We start from the raw sequence: 17,305 nt of genomic DNA, 5'->3' as shown, positions 1-17,305 counted from the left end.
CGTCAGCCGCGCGTGGCGTTCTCTTTCATCTTCGCCAGCGCGATGGCCAGCGCCGCGCCGCCCAGCGTCTTGATCAGCCCCGAGTGCTGCGCATAGAACTGGCTCACCTCGTCGATCACGCCGGCGTGCTGCTGCTCGGCGTGCGCGGCGATCTCGGTCACCTGCGCGGGCGACAGCTGCGAGGCTTGGTCGGGCGTGACCTGCGTCTGCCCCGGCTGCAGCAGGCGCCCCAGCACGCCGCCGGCCAGCGCCGACGCGGCCGCCGGGCCGAGCGTGGCCAGGATCTGGTTGAGCACGCCGGCCTGCTGCGTGGGCGACGACCGGCCGAACAGCTGGCCCACGGTGTCGCCGAAGGGCGGCGTCTGGTCGGAGCGCATGGCCGCCGCGAGCCCCGCACCGACTTCGCCGGTGGAGGCGTGCTGCGTGACCTGGTCGATGTGGGCCTCGGCGTTGTTGTTGCCGATGGCCTGCTGAAGGATGTCGAGTAAACCCATGGGAGCTCCTTGGCTGGAATCGAAAGCCGTGGCGGGCATGGTGGCGCCGCCTTGCTGAGCGGCAACTGACGCCGGTGGGGCGGCCGTGTCCGCGGCTCCCGCCGCGACTGCCGCGCCCGCCGGGAGTGCCGCGCCCGCGTCACCTAGGCGCTGGCCTTGGGCGATGGCTCCGCTATCCTGCCGGCTCCTGGCCAAGACGAAGGACCGACCCTCTCATGCACCCCGTTTTTCAAGCCGCGATGGAACGCGAATTCGGCGCCATCGCCGACCTGGTTCGCTTCCACGCCGAACACACCCCCGGCCACCCCGCGCTGGCCGATGCGCAGCACACGCTGGACTACCGCGCGCTCGACGCGCTGATGGACCGCATCGCGGCCGCCTTGCAGCGCGACGGCCTGAAGCCCGGCGACGCCATTGCCGTGTGCGCGGCCTCGTCGGTGAACTACGCGGCCGTGTTCCTGGGCGCGCTGCGCGCGGGCGTGGCCGTGGCCCCGCTGGCGCCCGGCTCCACGCCCGCCAGCCTGGCGCGCATGATCTCGGACGCCGACGCGCGCCTGCTGTTCAGCGACGCCTTGGCCGCCGAAGTCATCGGCCCCGCCGTGCCGGGCGGCATTGCGCGCATCGCGCTCGACGGCTCGCAGGTCGGCGGCGCCTTCGAAGCCTGGCTGGCGCCGGCAGGCGCGAGCCCCACGCCGGTGGAGGCACAGCCCGCATGGCCGTTCAACATCATCTATTCGTCGGGCACCACCGGCGAGCCCAAGGGCATCGTGCAGGGCCACGGCATGCGCTGGGCCCATGTGCAGCGCGGCGCCAAGTACGAGTACGACAGCCACACCGTCACGCTGCTGTCGACGCCGCTCTACTCCAACACCACGCTGGTGGTGTTCTTCCCCACCATCGCCTTCGGCGGCTGCGTGGTGCTGATGCCCAGGTTCGACGCGCTGGGCTACCTGCAGCTGGCCGTGAAGCACAAGGTGACGCACACCATGCTCGTGCCGGTGCAGTACCAGCGCCTGATGGCGCACCCGCGCTTCGACGACCACGACCTGTCGACCTACAGGTTCAAGTTCAGCACCAGCGCGCCCTTCAATGCCGCGCTGAAGGCCGACGTGCTCGAGCGCTGGCCGGGCGGGCTCATCGAGTTCTACGGCATGACCGAAGGCGGCGGCACGTGCATCCTGGAGGCGCACCTGCACCCGACCAAGCTGCACACCGTGGGCCAGGCCGCGCCGGGCAGCGACATCCGACTGATCGACGAGGAAGGCCGCGAGCTGTCGCGCGACAACCCGGAGGCCGCCGGCGAAGTGGTGGGCCACTCGGCCGGCATGATGACCGGCTACCACCGCCAGCCCGAGAAGACGCGCGAGGCCGAATGGTTCGACGCCGCCGGCAAACGCTTCATTCGCACGGGCGACGTGGGCCGCTTCGACGCCGAGGGCTTCCTCACGCTGTTCGACCGCAAGAAGGACATGATCATCAGCGGCGGCTTCAACATTTACCCGAGCGACCTCGAGGGCGTGCTGCGCGGCCATGCGGCGGTGGCCGACGTGGCGGTGATCGGCGTGCCTTCCGAGCAGTGGGGCGAGACGCCGGTGGCCTACGTGGTGCGCAGGCACGGCGACGCCACCACCGAAGAAGCCCTGCTGCAGTGGACCAACGACCAGCTCGGCAAGACCCAGCGGCTGGCGCGGCTGGGCTTCATCGACGAGCTGCCGCGCAGCGCCATCGGCAAGGTGCTGAAACGGGAACTGCGCGAACGCGACCCCGGCTGACGCGCCGCGGCCCGCGGACAAGGCACGATCGCGGCCCATGAAATCCCTGCGCGGTCAGTTGCTGTTCTTCTGGGTGCTGCTGTTCGGCATGTGCGCCGCGCTGGCGGTGGTGATGCTCACGCTGTACCGCAGCAGCGCGGGCGCGCAGGTGGCTGCGGGGCGCAGCGCCACCGAACAGTCGTGCCGGGCGATTGCGGCGCGCTACGCCAAGTCGGCCGCCGTGCCCGCCCCCGCCAAGCCCCAGGTCGACCTGCTGCAGGTGCTTCTGCAGCTGGCACTGATCGAGGCGCCACACGTCGAAGGCGGCGTGTGGCAGGCCAGCGGCGGCCAGCTGGCCTACGCCTACCCCACCTACGAAGGCAGCGGCGTCAAGCGCGACGTGCCGGCGGCCGAGCAGCCGCTGATCGTGGAGATGGCGCAGCTCTCGGCGCGCACGCAGCAGCCCCAGACCGACGTGGTGCGCGGCAGCCGCGAGGCACTGATCGTCTCGGCGTGCCCGCTGGGCGCGCCGGGCAACGACCTGGCGGCATGGACCATGACCCGCACCCACGGCGGCGCGCTGGCCGCCCAGGACAGTCTGCGCACCGGCCTGGGCGTGTTGCTGCTGCTGGTGCTGGCCTCGGGGCTGTGGCTGGGCTTCATCCTGCTGCGCGGGCTGCGCCATGTGCAGCGCCTGGAAAGCCGCCTGGCGCACGCCGAGGCGGAGGCCGATGCCGACGGGGGCGCCATGCCCGAGTTGCCGCGCACCGGCGTGCGCGAGCTCGACCGCATCGTCGACGGCTTTAACCACTACCGCCTGCGCTTCGAGGAGGCCCGCGCCCACCTGCGCGGGGCCGCGCAGCAGCGCAGCCGCGACCAGCGCCTGGCCGCGCTGGGCCGCATGACGGGCGGCATCGCGCACGAAATCCGCAACCCCATCGCCACCATGCGGCTGAAGGCCGAGAACGCCCTGGCCGCGACGCCCGAACGCCAGGGCGCCGCGCTGCAGGCCATCGTCGGGCAGATCGACCGGCTCGACGGCCTGGTGCAAAGCCTGCTGGCGCTGGTGCAGCCGGTGACGCTGGCGCCGGTGGAGGTGGTGCTGCACCGCTGGCTGGACGAGCGCGTGGCCGCCGTGGCGCCCAAGGCCCATGCCGCGGGCGTGCAGGTGACGCTGCAGCACGACCGGCCCGCCAGCGCGGTGTTCGACCCGGTGCACCTGGCGCGCGCGGTGGACAACCTGCTCGACAACGCGGTGCGCCACGCGCCGCGCGGCGGCCACGTGGTGCTGTCAGCCCTGCAGCCCGATGTGCACACGCTGGCCATCCGCGTGGAAGACGACGGCCCCGGCGTGCCCGAGTCGCTGCAGGCGAGCCTGTTCGAGCCCTTCGCCACCGGGCGCGCCGACGGCACCGGGCTGGGCCTGGCGCTGGCGCGCGAGGTGGCGCTGGCGCACGGCGGCGACCTGCATCATGTGCCGCTGACACCGGGCACCCGCTTCGAACTGGAGCTTCCATGGCGCATCTCCTGATCGTCGACGACGACAACGCCTTTCGCGACACGCTGGCCGAAACGCTGCAGGGCCTGGGCCACGGCGTTGTGGCGGCGGCCAGCGGGGCCGAGGCGCTGGCCGTGCTGCCGCGCGAGCGCTTCGACGCCGTGTTCCTCGACCACCGCATGCCCGGCATGGACGGCCTGCAGACGCTCTCGGCCATGCGGGCATTGCTCGCGCGGCTGCCGCCGGTGATCGTGCTCACCGCGTTCTCGAGCGCGGGCAACACCATCGAGGCGATGCGCCTGGGTGCCTTCGATCACCTGGCCAAGCCGGTCAGCCGCGAGGCGGTGCGCGAGGTGCTGGACCGCGCGCTGCAACGGCGCACGACCGCATCGCCATCCGGCACGCCGGGCGATGACGATGAAGACGGCAGCGACCTGATCGGCCCGAGCCACGCGATGCGCGACGTGCACAAGCGCATCGGCCTGGCCGCGGCCCATGCGATGCCGGTGCTGGTGCTCGGCGAAACGGGCACCGGCAAGGAAATGGTGGCGCGCGCACTGCACCGCCATTCGGCGCGCGCCGAGCGCCCCTTCGTGGCCGTCAACTGCTCGGCCATTCCGAAGGAGCTGCTCGAAAGCGAGCTTTTCGGCCATGTGCGCGGCGCCTTCACCGGTGCCACCGGCGAGCGCCCGGGGTGCTTTCGCGCGGCCGACGGCGGCGTGCTGCTGCTCGACGAGATCGGCGACATGGCGCTGGACGTGCAGGCCAAGATCCTGCGCGCACTGCAGGAGGGCGAAGTCACGCCGCTGGGCAGCCACAAGACGGTGAAGGTCGACGTGCGCGTGGTCGCCGCCACGCACCGCGACCTGGGCGCCGCCGTGCGCGAAGGGCGCTTCCGGGAAGACCTGCTGTACCGGCTCGACGTGCTGTCGATCCGCATGCCGCCGCTGCGCGAGCGGCTGGCGGACATCATTCCGCTGGCGGAGCACTTCCTGCGCCGCGCGGCGCGGTCCGCCTCGTCCGGCTCCCCGGACGAGCCGAAGGCGCTGTCGGCCGAGGCGGCCCAGCGGCTGCTGAGCCACCCGTGGCCGGGCAACGTGCGGGAACTGCGCAACGTGATGGAGCGCTGCCACGCGCTGGTGCGGCACCGCGTGATCGGCGGCGCCGACCTGGCCCTCGGGCTGGGAGCCGCGCCGCGCGGCGACGCATCCGGCACGCTGCCCGCCGACTGGCTCGAAGGCGAACTGCCGGCCGCCGTGGAGAAGCTCGAACGCCTGCTCATCGCCCATGCCCTCGCGCAGACACAGGGCAACCGGGCCGAGACCGCGCGCCGGCTGGGCATTCACCGGCAGCTGCTGTACCGCAAGCTGACGCAGTACGGGCTGGACTGACACCGAGGTGTCCGCAAACCGGACACACGGTGTCTGCGAATCATCCGGCCTCTGACCGTGCGGTACACGCAAGTCGTTGATTTCAAAGGGTTCGGGACCTGGCACGTTGTGTGAGATGTCTTTGGGCATCCCACCCCAAGGAGCGCCCATGACATCCCGCATCACCCTCCTCGCCGCCGCCTGCCTGCTGGCGGGCAGCGCAGCCTTCGCCCAGATGCCGCCGCCCCCGCCCGGCGGTCCGGTGCTGCTGCCGCCGCTTGGCGCCGCCGCACCCGTTCCGCCCGTCGCCCCCGAAGCAGGCACGGTCGCCACCGGCCGCGTGCAGCAATGGCTGGTCAACCCGAACGGCGAGGCCGACGGCCTGCTGCTGGCCGACGGCACGCAGGTCGCCTTTGCGCCGCACTTCTCGGCAGCGGTGATGCAGATGCTCAAGCCGGGCGACACGGTGCAGGTCAGCGGCTGGCGCGCGCCCCACGTGCCGGTGGTGCGCATGCAGTCGCTCACCGCGAACGGCCGCAGCCTGACCGACCAGCCGCCGGCCCCCGGCATGGCCCCGCCGCCGCCACGCGAGCCGGGCGCGCTCAGCGCCCTGTCGGCGAGCGGGCGCATCGAGCGCCTGCTGTACACCGACCGCGGCGACGTGCGCGGCGTGGTGCTCGCGGACAAGACCATCGTGCGTTTCCCGCCGCACATCGGCGCGATGTACGGCACGCAGCTGCAACCCGGCGCGCAGCTGCATGCGCGCGGCTGGGGCACCCGCGGCGCGCAGGGCACGGCGCTGGAAGCCACCCGCCTGGGCCAGAGCGCGGACACGGTGCGCGAGGTGTTCGGCGGGCCGGGGCTGGTGCCCGGACCGCGTGGTCCGGCCGGTCCGGGCGGCCCCCGCGGTCCGCACGGCGCCGGGCCGACGCCGCCCGGCCCGCTGATGGCGCCACCGGCCCCGCTGCCGGCGTCCTGATCCGCCAGGCCCGCACGCCATGACCGCCACCTCCGCTCCGTCGCGCCGCAGCCTGCGCGCGCTCGACGCACTGGCCTTCTTCGCGCCCGACATTCAGGGCGGCGTCGGCCCGTTCCTGATCGTCTTCATGGCCGGCACGCTGGCCTGGGACCCGCAGCGCATCGGCACCGTGATGTTCGTCTCCGCGCTGGTGGGGCTGGTGGTGCAGGCGCCGGCCGGCGCGCTGATCGACAGCGTGCCGAACAAGCCGCGCTGGATCGCGGGGGCCATCGCGCTCATCGCGGTGTGCCTGGTGGTCATGGCGAACTGGCCGGGCTACGGCGTGATCCTGGCGGGCCAGTCGCTCGTCGGCGCGGCGGGCACGCTGGTGGCGCCCGCCATCGCGGCCACCAGCCTGGGCATGGTGGGGCGCGCCGGGCTGGACGCGCGCGTCGGCCGCAACGCGGCCATCACCGCGGCGGGCACGGTGCTCTGGGCGCTAGGCACCGGCGGGGTCGGCCACGCGTTCGGCCCGCATGCGATGTTTTTCTACGCGGTGGCGATGGCGCTGCCGACCGTGGCGGCGGCGATGCTGATCCGCCAGCGCGATGTCGATCCACGGCTGGCGCGCGGCGCCGATGCCGATGCCGATCGCGAGGCCCCCACCGCGCCCGCCACCGCCCGCTGGTACGACCGCCGCCTCGTCGTGCTGCTGGTCTGCGCCTTCCTGTTCCACCTGGCCAACGCCGCCATGCTCACGCTGGTGGCGCAGAAGGTCGGCAGCCGGGCCGGCACCTCGGCCACGCTGTGGCTGTCGGGCGGCGTCATCGTCACGCAACTGGTCACCATTCCGATCGCGCTGGCGGTCGGGCGCTGGGCGCCGCGGCTGGCGCGCAAGCCGATCTTTCTCGTCGGCTTCGCGGTGCTGCCGGTGCGCGGCCTGCTGTACCTGCTGGCAGACAGCCCGGCTGCGCTGCTTTCGCTGCAGGTGCTCGACGGCGTCGGCGCGGGCATCTTCGGCGTGATGCTGACGCTGATGATCGGCGACCTCACGCGCGGCAGCGGGCACTTCAACTTTGCGCTGGGCATCGGCGCGGCCTGCGTGGGGCTGGGCGCGGCGCTCAGCAACCTGGTGGCGGGCACGGTGGCGCACCTGGCCGGCTACGGCACGGCCTTCGTGATGCTGGCGGGCGTCGCGGCCTGTGCGCTGACGCTGTTCGCACTGGCCATACCGGAAACTCGCGACCGGCGCCGTTCGATGGCGAACGCGCCCGCCGACTCCGCACTGACCCCCGCCGCCCCATGACCCAAGACAACGTGTCCGCCCTGCCCCCTTCTTCATCTGCCCCTGCGGACAGCCAGGCCCCACCGCCCCACGAAGGCGGCGGCAACGGCCTGCTCTGGGTGCTGGTCGCGGTGGCCGTGCTGTTCGCCTTTCTGCGCCCGCGCGCGCCGATGGACTGGCTGAAGCTGGTCGACTGGCAGACCGTGGGCGCGCTGGCCGGGCTGCTCGCCATCACCCAGGGCGTGGAGAAGAGCGGCATGCTGCAGTCGGCCGCGCAGCGCCTGCTGGCGCGCACCACCAACCTGCGCCAGCTGGCGCTGCTGCTCACCGCCACCGCCGCCGTGCTGTCGGCGCTGGTCACCAACGACGTGAGCCTGTTCCTGCTGGTGCCGCTCACGCGCGTGCTGGCCACGCAGGCGCACCTGCCGCTGGCGCGGCTGGTGGTGCTGCAGGCGCTGGCGGTGAACGCGGGCTCGGCGCTCACGCCCATCGGCAATCCGCAGAACCTGTACCTGTGGCACCGCACCGGCGAGAGCTTCGGCGGCTTCATGGCCATGATGGCGCCCACCGTGCTGGTCATGCTGTTCTGGTTGTTCGTGGCCGTGTGGCTGCTGGTGCCGCGCACGGCCATCGCGCTCAAGCCCTCCGCCGAGGCCGCGCCGGTGCAGCCGCGCCTGCTGGCGCTCTCGGGCGTGCTGTTCGTGGGTTTCGTCGTCGCGCTCGACCGGCACTGGCTGCTGGCGGGCCTGGCGGTGGTGTTCGTCGCCTACCTGCTGTTCCAGCGCCGCGTGCTGCTGGGCGTGGACTGGGCGCTGCTGGCCATCATCGCGCTGATGTTCGTGGACCTGCGCCAGCTGGCGGAGCTGCCGTCGGTGGCCGCGCTGGTGGGGCAATGGCCCATTGCCGAAGGCTGGCGCGCGTACCTCGCGGCCATCGTCACCTCGCAGTTCATCAGCAACGTGCCGGCCACCATCCTGTTGGACCGCTACGTGCACGACCTGCCCGCGCTGGCGGCGGGCGTGAGCGTGGGCGGCTTCGGCTGCGTGCTGGGTTCGCTGGCCAACCTCATCGCGCTGCGGCTGGCCAAGGTGCCGCACGGGCTGCGCGAGTTTCACCGCATCGGCATTCCTTTTCTGATCGTGTGCGCGGCGTCGGCGGTGCTGCTGCGGCTCGGTTGAAACGCGTTTTTTCCTGTTCCACAACCACTCTCACAAAGGACTTTCGTTCCATGCCACATCCTCACGAAACCCATGACACGCTGGACGTCTGGTCGGTCGAAGGCCGCTTCCAGCATTTGGTGTACAGCCCCAAGGGCGGTGTCGAAGGCGTGCTGATCGACACCGACGGCGTGCTCACGCAGTTCGTGTTCGAGCGCCACGACGAAGGCGCCGCGCCCGCCTTCGCGGGCCTGCAGGCCGGCCAGGCGCTGGTGATCGAGGGCACCGAAGAAGGCCCCTCCCCCAAGGGCGAGGCCGGGCACACGGTCTACCGCTTCGAGCGGCTGGCCTCGGTCGACGGCGAGGCACCGCAGAACGCGGACGCCGACGCGGACATCGCGGGCACGGTGGTGCGCTTCAACTACGCGCGCCATGGCGAGGCCAACGGCGTGGTGCTGGACACGGGCGACTTCGTCCACACCCGGCCCGACGGCTTCGCGCGACTGGGCCTGAAGGTGGGCGACAAGGTGCGCGCCGAGGGCCACGCCCAGCCGCTGGCCACGGGCGAAGGGCGCGTGGTCGAGGCGGTGAAGGTCAACGGCCGGGCGGTGCGGGGCGCGGAGAAGGGCGGCGCCTGATCGGAGGCCTGCCCCCATCCCAGCCTTCCCCCAAAGGGGGAAGGAGCAAGACGCAAGCCCTCGTTTCTCGGCGAACGGATCGCGTAGCCTCTCGGCCCATGTCATCGACCGTCTACGCCCTGCTCGCCATCGCGCTCTGGACCACCCTCGCCTCGCTCGGCACGGCCCTGTCGCACCTGCCGCCGTTCTTGCTCACGGGGCTGGCGCTCGTCATCGGCAGTGTGCCGAGCTGGCCGCTCGTGCTGCGCGACCGGCGGGCCTGGAAGGTGCCGCCGCGCACGCTGGCGCTGGGCGTCTACGGCCTGTTCGGCTACCACTTCCTGCTGTTCATCGCGTTGCGCTACGCGCCGCCGGTGGAGGCCAACCTGGTCAACTACCTCTGGCCGTTGCTCATGGTGGTGCTGGCGCCGGTGTTGCTGCCGGGCGTGAGGCTGCGCCCGCTGCACCTGGTGGCAGGGCTGCTGGGGTTCGCGGGCGCGGCGGCCGCGATCCTGGGCGCGGGCGGCGGCACGGCCACCTTCTCGGGCTACTGGGGCTTCCTGCCGGCGCTGGCCTCGGCCTTCGTCTGGGCCAGCTACTCGCTCGGCACGAAGCGCGTCGCGCCCTTCCCGACCTCGGCCATCGGCCTGTTCGGGCTGGTCTCGGGCGTGCTGTCGCTGGCGTGCCACGCGGTGCTCGAGCCCTCGGTGGCGTTGTCGGGGCGCGACGGGTTGCTGCTCTTGCTGTGCGGGCTGGGTCCGCTGGGCGCGGCCTTCTTCGCGTGGGACATGGCGCTCAAGCGCGGCGACGCGCGCCAGATCGGCATCCTGAGCTACCTCACGCCGCTGGGCTCGACCGCGCTGCTGCTGCTCGTGACCGGACGGCCGCTGACCTGGACCATCGCGCTCGCGGCCCTGCTCATCATCTCGGCGGCCGTCATGGGCACGCGCGCACGCTGAATCAGGCCGTATCCGACGAGCCCGGTCGTTTTTTGTGGCTAGAGTGGAGCCTCAGGAAAAAAAGGAGCCACACCGATGCACAACAAGAACGAGGATTTCGAGATCACGCCCAAGCTGGTGTTCGACCTGAACCTGGCGCTGTACCTCGACCTGGTGGCCGCGTTGGAGAGCGCGGGCGCCGTCACCTACCGCCAGATGGCGGCCCGGGTGCTGAACGTGAGCATGGACGCCCGTGCCGACGGCGAAGTCGGCCTGTCGACGGTGCTCGAAGGCGTTGCCAAGGGCTTTGCCGGACAGAGCGACGGCATGTCGATCGAACTGCTGAAGTCCGCGCACGGCCTGCGTGACGACGAGGCGCTGGGCGACGTGCCCATGCGGCCCGCCACCGACTGACCCGCACGCCCGGCGCCGGGGCTGGCACCGAAATCGCTTGGGGCCCGGGTACAACAGCTCCAAGGTGACAACATGGCGAAGATCCCTCCCGGTGTCGGTCCGCGTTTTCCGCAGGTGGTGGTCCTGGTGGGCGCCACCGGCGACCTTGCCAGGCGAAAACTGCTGCCGGGGCTGTTTCACCTGTGCAGCGCCGGCTTCATTCCGGGCTGCCGGATCATCGGCGTGTCGCTCGACGAACTCGACGTCGACGGCTTTCGCGCCGCCGCCCGCGCGGCCCTCGACGAGTTCGGCAGCCGCAAGACAAAGCCCGCCGACTGGGACGCCTTCGCCGCCACGCTCGACTACGTGCCCCTGTCGGCCGGCGCTGGCGCGCTGCGGGCTGCCGTCGACCGCGCCGAGGCCTCGCTGGGCACCGAGTGCCGGCGCCTGCACTACCTGAGCGTGCCGCCCAGCGCGGCGCTGACCGTGGTCCGCACGCTCGGCGAGGCCGGGCTGGTGGAGCGCTCGCGCATCGTGATGGAAAAGCCCTTCGGCACCGACCTGGCCAGCGCCGTCACGCTCAACGGCAAGCTGCACGAGGTATTCCAGGAAGAGCAGATCTTTCGCATCGACCACTTCCTGGGCAAGGAGCCGGCGCAGAACATATTGGCCTTCCGCTTTGCCAACGGGCTGTTCGAGCCCATCTGGAACCGCAACTTCATCGACCACGTGCAGATCGACGTGCCCGAAACGCTGGGCCTGGGCAAGCGCGCGGGCTTCTACGAACAGACCGGCGCCTACCGCGACATGGTGGTCACGCACCTGTTCCAGATTTTGGCCTTCATGGCCATGGAGCCGCCCACCGCGCTGGAGCCCGCGCCCATCAGCGAAGAAAAGAACAAGGTGTTCCGCAGCATGGAGCCGATCCGGCCCGCCGACGTGGTGCGCGGCCAGTACAGCGGCTACCGCGCCGAGGAAGGCGTGGACCCCGACTCCGACACCGAGACCTTCATTGCGCTGAAGTGCCACATCGACAACTGGCGCTGGGCCGGCGTGCCCTTCTACCTGCGCACCGGCAAGCGCATGGCCGAGGGCCAGCGCATCATTTCCATCGCGTTTCGCGAGCCGCCCAAGAGCATGTTTCCGCCGGGCTCGGGCGTCGGCGCGCAGGGGCCCGATCACCTGACCTTCGACCTGGCGGACGCGTCGAAGATGTCGCTGTCCTTCTACGGAAAGCGCCCCGGCCCCGGCATGCGGCTGGACAAGCTGAGCCTGCAGTTCGCGATGCGCGACACCGGCATGGCCGGCGAGGTGCTGGAAGCCTACGAGCGCTTGATACTCGATGCGATGCGCGGGGACCGCACGCTGTTCACCACGGCCGAGGGCATCGAGCGGCTGTGGGAGGTGTCGACCGCGCTGCTCGAATCGCCGCCGCCGGTGCGGCTCTACGAGCAGGGGTCATGGGGGCCGAAGCCGGTGCACCAGCTGATTGCGCCGCACGCGTGGCGCCTGCCGTTCGAGCGGGCCTGGCGCGACCCGAACAAGACCGGCAACTGAACGCTCAGCTTTCGGCCACCTCCAGCACCAGCTTGCCGAAGTTCTCCCCCGCGAACAGCTTGTTGAGCGACTCGGGGAAGGTGTCGAGGCCCTTCACCACGTCTTCCTTGCTCTTCATGCGCCCGTCCTTCAGGTAGCCGGCCATTTCGGCGATGGCGATGTGATAGCGGTCGGCGTAGTCGAACACCACGATGCCTTCCATGCGTGCGCGGTTCACCAGCAGGCTCAGGTAGTTGCGCGGCCCGGCCGCAGGCATGCTGTTGGCGTTGTTGTATTGGCTGATGGCGCCGCAGATGATGATGCGGGCCTTGCGCGCCAGCTTGGCCAGCACGTGGTCCAGGATCTCGCCGCCGACGTTGTCGAAGTACACGTCCACGCCCTTCGGGCAGTGTTCCTTCAGGCCCGCGCGCACAGCGCCTTCGCCGGCCTTGTAGTCAATGCAGGCGTCGAAGCCCAGCTCCTTCACCACCCACTCGCACTTGGCCGCGCCGCCCGCGATGCCGACCACGCGGCAGCCCTTGAGCTTGGCCAACTGGCCCACCGTTTGCCCCACGGCACCGGCCGCGCCCGACACCACCACGGTTTCGCCCGCCTTGGGCTGGCCCACGTCCATCAGGCCGAAGTAGCCGGTCATGCCCGGCATGCCGAGCACGTTGAGCCACTGGCCGATGGTGCCGACGTTCAGGTCGATCTTCACGAGGCCGTTGCGCTTGAGTTCTTCCTGCGCCACGAGGATGTATTCCTGCACGCCGAGCGTGCCGTACACCGTGTCGCCCACCGCGAACTGCGGGTTCTTCGACGCGACCACGCGGCCGACGCCACCGGCGCGCATCACCTCGTCGATGCCCACGGGCGGGATATAGCTTTTGGCGTCGTTGAGCCAGCCGCGCATGGCCGGGTCGAGCGACAGCGACAGCGTCTTGACCAGCACGCCGCCTTCGGCCGGCTCGCCGACGGGCTCGGTGGTGAACTTCCAGTTCTCGCGGGTGGCCGCGCCTTCGGGGCGCTTGGCGAGTCGGACCTGGTGGTTGGCGAGGGGGCTGCTCATGGTGTCTCCTTGATGGACCGATGCGGACTGGGAGGCGCATCGTAGCCGTGCCCCCCGGCCCGGCTGGTAGCGCAGGCGACAGCCCCCGCCGCCCGATCGCTCAAGTCAGCCGGACGATGATCTGCAGTCCCGGCCCGGCGTTGCGCACCGTCAGCTCGCCGCCGTGCGCCTCGGCGATCAGCCGGCACAGGTACATGCCCAGGCCCACGCCGCCGGTGGCGCGCGCCCGCGCGCCGTCGGTGCGATAGAAGGGCTCGGTCAGCCGCTCGAGCTGCGCATCGTCCACGCCGGGGCCGTGGTCTCGCACCTCGATCTCCACGCCCTGCTTCTTGCCGTCGAGCACCGCGCGCAGCGACACGCAGGGCGGCCTCGGTGCGTCGGTGCTGTAGCGCAGCGCGTTGTCCAGCAGGTTGCGCACCAGCAGGCGGATGCGCATGCGGTCCACGGCTTGCGGGGGCAGGCCTTCGGCCAGGTCGAGGTGCACGTGCTGCGCACCGGGCAACTCGGCCACGGTCTCGCGGATCAGCACGGCCAGGTCGACCGGCTCGCGCAGCAGCGCCACGTGCGGGCTCGCGAGGCGTTCGCTTTCGAGCAGGTCGCTGATGAGGTCGCGCATCTCGTTCAGGTCGCGCAGCAGCGCCTCGCGCTCAGGCTGGCCTTCGGGCGTGGCCGGCAGCAACTCGGCGTTGAGCCGCGCGCGCGTGAGCGGCGAGCGCAGCTCGTGGCTGAGCGCGAGCAGCAGGCCGCGCTTGGCGTCGAGCATGGCCTGGATGTCGTCGGCCATGGTGTTGATGCGCTCCGCGAGGTCGCCCAGGTCGTCGTTGCGCCGCACGGGAATGGGCTGCGTGAACTCGCCGCGGCCGAAGCGCTGCGCGCCTTCGCGGATGTCGATGAGCGGACGCAGCAGCCGGTTGACGTAGGCATAGGCCAGCAGCACGCACGACAGCAGCAGGCCGAGCGTGGCCCAGCCGATGACGCGCGGCGCCAGCTGCCACAGCTTGGGCGCCCAGCCGAAGATCACGCGGTGGCCGTCGGCGGTGGAGCGAATGAACCACTTGTCGCCGCCGAAGATGTCGTCGCGGTCGTGCATCCAGCCGCCGGGGCCGTTCGCGCCGCCGGGGTTGGAGTCCCAGTTGACCGTGGGGCCGACGATGCGGATGGTGATGGGCAGCCGGGCCACCAGCGCCTGCGCGCGCGCCACGTCGGGCGGCGCGCCGATCTCGGCGACCAGGCGGTCGGTGTAGTCGGTCAGCATCGGCTTGGCGGCCTCGGCCCAGCCGGTGGAGAACGACTTCTTCATGCCGCCCATGAACACCGCCGCCATCACCAGTGCGAGCATCACGAACATCAGCACCAGCCGAACACGCAGCGAGCGGCGCCAGCGGCGCTTGCCCTGCACCTTCTCGTTCCAGCGGGCGTGCCACTGCGTGCGCCATTCCTCGCGCGACATGTCTTCGCGGCAGGCCATGCGCTGGCGCATCTCGCGCATCACCGCGCGATGGTCCCTGCGGTTCACGCTCATCGGAAGACCTTCGCGCGGCGCGCTGCGGTGCGAGCTTGCTTGGGGCGGCCCGGCGCTGCGCTCATGCAGCCTCGCTGCGCGCAACGGCCAGCGCGTAGCCCGCGTTGCGCAGCGTCTTGATGCAGTCCAGCGGCTCCAGCTTCTTGCGCAGGCGGCTCACCACGATGTCGACCGCGCGCGTGTAGAGCTCGGCCTCGTGGCCGCGCAGGCGGTTGAGGATGTCGTCGCGGCTGAACACCTTGCCGGGCTCGGCCGCCAGCAGCGCGAGCAGTTCGAACTCGGTGCCGGTGAGCTCCACGCGCTCGCCGTGGCGCAGCACCTGGCGCCGGTCGAGGTCGATCGACAGGCCGTCGAACACGCGCTGCTGAGCGCCGTTGCCATTGCCATTGCCGTTCCCGGCGGCGTTGGCTGCGGCTGTCGTGCTGCGCTGGCGCCGCAGGATGGTCTGCACGCGCGCCACCAGTTCGCGCGGCTCGAAGGGCTTGGGCACGTAGTCGTCGGCGCCCAGTTCGAGGCCGACCACGCGGTCCATCACTTCGCCGCGGGCAGTGAGCATCACGATGGGAATGTCGCTTTCCTTGCGTATCTCGCGGCACAGCGCAAAGCCGTCCATCTCGGGCAGCATCACGTCGAGGATGGCGGCGTCGTAATGGCCGGCGCGCAGCTTGGCGAGGCCTTCGCTCGGGCGCACCGCGCTGTCGAGCGTGCAGCCGAAGCGTGCGAAGTAGGTGGTCAGCGGCGCGGCGAGGTGTTCGTCGTCGTCGATCAGCAGGATGCGCGGCATGGCGGGATTGTGCCTCCTGGCAAGAAAATGGCGGATGACTTCGCTGACCATCAGACCGGGTGGCATCGCACCGCCCAGGTCAGGCCCGTCACCAGCAGTGAGAGCAACAGCGCGTGATAGACCACGTCGGTCAGGGTGTGCGGGCCGATGCCCGTGACGATGGCGCCCAGCCCGACCAGCGTGCCCAGCAGCGCGAAACCCTGGCCGAAGATGGCGGCGCGGCGTGCATCGTCGGGCCGCAGCCAGGTCTCGACCGAGGCGAGCACCAGCACCGTGGCGATCACCGCTTCGGCCGTGCGGGCCTGCGGGTGCGCATAGCCCGGCACGAGGTGCCCGGCATGCACTGCCGATGCGAGGCCCAGCACCAGCGCTTCGCTCAGCATCCAGGCGCGCGCGGCCCGCGGGCGCATGACGGGGGCGGTGCCGCTCACCACGGATCGGCCCGGCCGATGCGCCCGAGGTGCGTGAAGGCAAAGCCCGCGGCGTACTTCAGGCCGTAGCCCAGTGCGCGGTCCAGCCCGATGTGGGTCAGCCAGATGAGGCCGCCGGCCACCGCCCACGGCAGGGCAGCGAACACGCCGAGCGCCAGCAGCAGCACCGGCCCGACGTAAGAATGCGCCGCGTTGTAGAGCGCCGCGCCCACGCGAGGACCCGCGAGGTAGCCCAGCAGCGAGAGGTCGGGCGCGAGCAGCCAGAGCGCGAACACGCCCCAGCCCGCGCCGAACTGGGCGTAGGCGGCGAGTGCCACGCCGAGCACCACGGTGCCTTCGAGACGCAGCAGCCCGCGCACACCGCCCGCGGCGCCCAGGCTCTGTTCGCGAGACACCGTGGAACCGGCTTCGCCGGGCCACAGGTGTCGCTCCGGAAGAGGACGTTGGCGAAGCGACAGGAAGTGCGCGAAGGTTTGGGGTGAGTCAAGCTCAGCCACGATGGCTCCAGCGGCGGCCGCCTCTGTCCATGAAGTCGCGCACCTTCTGCTGCTGGGCGGCGTTCAGGTTGTCGTAGAAGTCGGCCGCCGCCGCGATGATTTCGGGACTGCCGCTGCGCACGGCGGTGGTCTTCTCGTCGACCAGTCGCGTGGCGCCGGCCTGGTCGAGCTTGTTGCCCGCGAACAGCGCCTTGAACTGCGAGCGCGGGTCGCCCGATCCGCCTGCGCCGCGCATCGCTTCGCGCTGTGCCTGCAGTTTCTCGGCCAGCACGGTGAGCTTTTGCTTCTGGCTGGCGTCGAGCTCGAGCTTGCTGCCCACGCGCTCGACCATCTTCGCGCGGAACTCGGCGCTGTCGCCGCTCCAGCCGTGGCGTGGGCCGGCACAGCCGGCGATGCTGCCGGCCACCATGGCGGCGCCTGCGAAACCGAAGAGAGTGCGTTTGATCCAGTGCTTCATGTCAAGTCCTTGGTGTTGTCTTGTGAGGAGGAAGCTCGATGGTGCGAGGTGCGTGGGCCCGAGTCCTCTCGCCGGGGTATCGGCGTGTTTCGTTTGATTGCGACGGGCGTGGCAACAGCCGAGGGGCTGTCTACAGCCGGCTGCTCTTGGCGTTGATGGCCGCGGCGCGTGCGTCGACAGGGTTCTGCAGGGTCGAGACGACCTTGCTGTTCACGCGCGAGCCGGACGACACGTTCTGGTCGGGCGCGGCGGCGGTGCGCATGGCTTCGGCGACGACGCGGTCGCGCTCCATCGACACGGCCATGGTCTCCGGGCCGCGCGAGCCGCGCACCACGTTCTGGTTGGGTGCCGACGCGGTGCGCATGGCTTCGGCGTTCACATCGGCACGGCTCCTGGCCGACACGGCGGGTTGCACGCCCTCGTAGCTTTCGGCCTTGGCGCCGGCAGCGGCGAGCATGGCGAACGAGCTGATCGCGATGATCTGGGAGAAGGAGACGGAGGTGGAGACGAACTTCATGATGCAGGCCTTTCTTTCGGGGTGGAAGAGA

General features: G+C 71.1%; 18 protein-coding genes. 10 read left to right on the top strand and 8 right to left on the bottom strand.

Annotated features, from left to right (window positions below):
* Positions 1-2: 2 nt before the first annotated feature.
* Positions 3-494: a hypothetical protein gene (locus ACSFA5_RS31540; RefSeq protein ID WP_435447985.1), complete on the bottom strand. Its 492-nt coding sequence runs from the start codon at positions 492-494 to the stop codon at positions 3-5.
* Between the two features lie 239 nt (positions 495-733).
* Between ACSFA5_RS31540 and ACSFA5_RS31535 the strand changes: the two genes are divergently transcribed.
* The 10 genes from ACSFA5_RS31535 (at position 734) to zwf (ending at position 12,018) form a co-directional block, all read left to right on the top strand.
* Positions 734-2,266, top strand: coding sequence for a class I adenylate-forming enzyme family protein (locus ACSFA5_RS31535; RefSeq protein WP_435448037.1), 1,533 nt, complete (start codon positions 734-736; stop codon positions 2,264-2,266).
* A gap of 37 nt (positions 2,267-2,303) precedes the next feature.
* A complete protein-coding gene (locus tag ACSFA5_RS31530; RefSeq protein WP_435447984.1) occupies positions 2,304-3,776 on the top strand; it encodes a sensor histidine kinase in 1,473 nt (490 codons plus the stop codon).
* Positions 3,761-5,134: a sigma-54-dependent transcriptional regulator gene (locus ACSFA5_RS31525; RefSeq protein WP_435447983.1), complete on the top strand. Its 1,374-nt coding sequence runs from the start codon at positions 3,761-3,763 to the stop codon at positions 5,132-5,134. The genes ACSFA5_RS31530 and ACSFA5_RS31525 overlap by 16 nt, the downstream gene beginning before the upstream one ends.
* 148 nt (positions 5,135-5,282) lie before the next feature.
* Complete coding sequence (locus tag ACSFA5_RS31520; RefSeq protein WP_435447982.1) at positions 5,283-6,092, top strand: hypothetical protein; 810 nt, start codon at positions 5,283-5,285, stop codon at positions 6,090-6,092.
* Between the two features lie 19 nt (positions 6,093-6,111).
* On the top strand, positions 6,112-7,377 hold the full coding sequence (locus ACSFA5_RS31515; protein WP_435447981.1) for an MFS transporter: 1,266 nt from the start codon (positions 6,112-6,114) through the stop codon (positions 7,375-7,377).
* Positions 7,374-8,534 carry an SLC13 family permease gene (locus ACSFA5_RS31510; protein WP_435447980.1) on the top strand — a complete coding sequence of 387 codons (1,161 nt, stop codon included), beginning with the start codon at positions 7,374-7,376 and terminating at the stop codon, positions 8,532-8,534. Before ACSFA5_RS31515 ends, ACSFA5_RS31510 begins: the two co-directional genes overlap by 4 nt.
* A gap of 50 nt (positions 8,535-8,584) precedes the next feature.
* Positions 8,585-9,151, top strand: a complete 567-nt coding sequence (locus tag ACSFA5_RS31505) for a hypothetical protein (protein WP_435447979.1) — start codon at positions 8,585-8,587, stop codon at positions 9,149-9,151.
* Between the two features lie 98 nt (positions 9,152-9,249).
* A complete protein-coding gene (locus ACSFA5_RS31500; protein ID WP_435447978.1) occupies positions 9,250-10,089 on the top strand; it encodes a DMT family transporter in 840 nt (279 codons plus the stop codon).
* A 75-nt stretch (positions 10,090-10,164) separates the two neighbouring features.
* Entirely contained in the window at positions 10,165-10,482 is a 318-nt protein-coding gene (locus tag ACSFA5_RS31495) for a hypothetical protein (RefSeq protein WP_435447977.1), read from the top strand.
* 72 nt (positions 10,483-10,554) lie between these two features.
* Complete coding sequence (gene zwf / locus ACSFA5_RS31490; protein WP_435447976.1) at positions 10,555-12,018, top strand: glucose-6-phosphate dehydrogenase; 1,464 nt, start codon at positions 10,555-10,557, stop codon at positions 12,016-12,018.
* A 4-nt stretch (positions 12,019-12,022) separates the two neighbouring features.
* Here zwf and ACSFA5_RS31485 read toward each other — a convergent pair whose 3' ends face one another.
* The 7 genes from ACSFA5_RS31485 to ACSFA5_RS31455 form a co-directional block, all read right to left on the bottom strand.
* Entirely contained in the window at positions 12,023-13,066 is a 1,044-nt protein-coding gene (locus ACSFA5_RS31485) for an NADP-dependent oxidoreductase (RefSeq protein WP_435447975.1), read from the bottom strand.
* Positions 13,067-13,166: 100 nt separating this feature from the next.
* A complete protein-coding gene (locus tag ACSFA5_RS31480) occupies positions 13,167-14,546 on the bottom strand; it encodes a HAMP domain-containing sensor histidine kinase (RefSeq protein WP_435448036.1) in 1,380 nt (459 codons plus the stop codon).
* Positions 14,547-14,649: 103 nt separating this feature from the next.
* Entirely contained in the window at positions 14,650-15,372 is a 723-nt protein-coding gene (locus ACSFA5_RS31475; protein WP_435447974.1) for a response regulator transcription factor, read from the bottom strand.
* Between the two features lie 50 nt (positions 15,373-15,422).
* The gene (locus ACSFA5_RS31470) at positions 15,423-15,803 is read right to left on the bottom strand and encodes a hypothetical protein (RefSeq protein ID WP_435447973.1); all 381 of its coding nucleotides are present in this window, start codon (positions 15,801-15,803) and stop codon (positions 15,423-15,425) included.
* The gene (locus ACSFA5_RS31465; RefSeq protein WP_435437683.1) at positions 15,800-16,198 is read right to left on the bottom strand and encodes a DUF4260 domain-containing protein; all 399 of its coding nucleotides are present in this window, start codon (positions 16,196-16,198) and stop codon (positions 15,800-15,802) included. Before ACSFA5_RS31465 ends, ACSFA5_RS31470 begins: the two co-directional genes overlap by 4 nt.
* Positions 16,199-16,292: 94 nt before the next feature.
* Positions 16,293-16,757, bottom strand: coding sequence for a Spy/CpxP family protein refolding chaperone (locus tag ACSFA5_RS31460; protein WP_435447972.1), 465 nt, complete (start codon positions 16,755-16,757; stop codon positions 16,293-16,295).
* Between the two features lie 130 nt (positions 16,758-16,887).
* A complete protein-coding gene (locus tag ACSFA5_RS31455; protein WP_435447971.1) occupies positions 16,888-17,274 on the bottom strand; it encodes a DUF4148 domain-containing protein in 387 nt (128 codons plus the stop codon).
* Positions 17,275-17,305: the final 31 nt, after the last annotated feature.

This window comes from Variovorax monticola (genome assembly GCF_051216855.1).
In the GTDB taxonomy this organism is placed as follows: Bacteria; Pseudomonadota; Gammaproteobacteria; order Burkholderiales; family Burkholderiaceae_C; genus Variovorax.
Note: the sequence above shows the minus strand (reverse complement) of the source record. Positions and strands in the feature narration are given on the sequence as shown.

Coding starts and splice junctions, on each gene's coding strand:
- ACSFA5_RS31495 (WP_435447977.1), top strand. CDS start 10,165: ATGCACAACAAGAACGAGGATTTCGAGATCACGCCCAAGCTGGTGTTC.
- ACSFA5_RS31460 (WP_435447972.1), bottom strand. CDS start 16,757: ATGAAGCACTGGATCAAACGCACTCTCTTCGGTTTCGCAGGCGCCGCC.
- ACSFA5_RS31475 (WP_435447974.1), bottom strand. CDS start 15,372: ATGCCGCGCATCCTGCTGATCGACGACGACGAACACCTCGCCGCGCCG.
- zwf (WP_435447976.1), top strand. CDS start 10,555: ATGGCGAAGATCCCTCCCGGTGTCGGTCCGCGTTTTCCGCAGGTGGTG.
- ACSFA5_RS31525 (WP_435447983.1), top strand. CDS start 3,761: ATGGCGCATCTCCTGATCGTCGACGACGACAACGCCTTTCGCGACACG.
- ACSFA5_RS31480 (WP_435448036.1), bottom strand. CDS start 14,546: ATGCGCCAGCGCATGGCCTGCCGCGAAGACATGTCGCGCGAGGAATGG.
- ACSFA5_RS31500 (WP_435447978.1), top strand. CDS start 9,250: ATGTCATCGACCGTCTACGCCCTGCTCGCCATCGCGCTCTGGACCACC.
- ACSFA5_RS31455 (WP_435447971.1), bottom strand. CDS start 17,274: ATGAAGTTCGTCTCCACCTCCGTCTCCTTCTCCCAGATCATCGCGATC.
- ACSFA5_RS31485 (WP_435447975.1), bottom strand. CDS start 13,066: ATGAGCAGCCCCCTCGCCAACCACCAGGTCCGACTCGCCAAGCGCCCC.
- ACSFA5_RS31515 (WP_435447981.1), top strand. CDS start 6,112: ATGACCGCCACCTCCGCTCCGTCGCGCCGCAGCCTGCGCGCGCTCGAC.
- ACSFA5_RS31535 (WP_435448037.1), top strand. CDS start 734: ATGGAACGCGAATTCGGCGCCATCGCCGACCTGGTTCGCTTCCACGCC.
- ACSFA5_RS31530 (WP_435447984.1), top strand. CDS start 2,304: ATGAAATCCCTGCGCGGTCAGTTGCTGTTCTTCTGGGTGCTGCTGTTC.
- ACSFA5_RS31510 (WP_435447980.1), top strand. CDS start 7,374: ATGACCCAAGACAACGTGTCCGCCCTGCCCCCTTCTTCATCTGCCCCT.
- ACSFA5_RS31520 (WP_435447982.1), top strand. CDS start 5,283: ATGACATCCCGCATCACCCTCCTCGCCGCCGCCTGCCTGCTGGCGGGC.
- ACSFA5_RS31540 (WP_435447985.1), bottom strand. CDS start 494: ATGGGTTTACTCGACATCCTTCAGCAGGCCATCGGCAACAACAACGCC.
- ACSFA5_RS31505 (WP_435447979.1), top strand. CDS start 8,585: ATGCCACATCCTCACGAAACCCATGACACGCTGGACGTCTGGTCGGTC.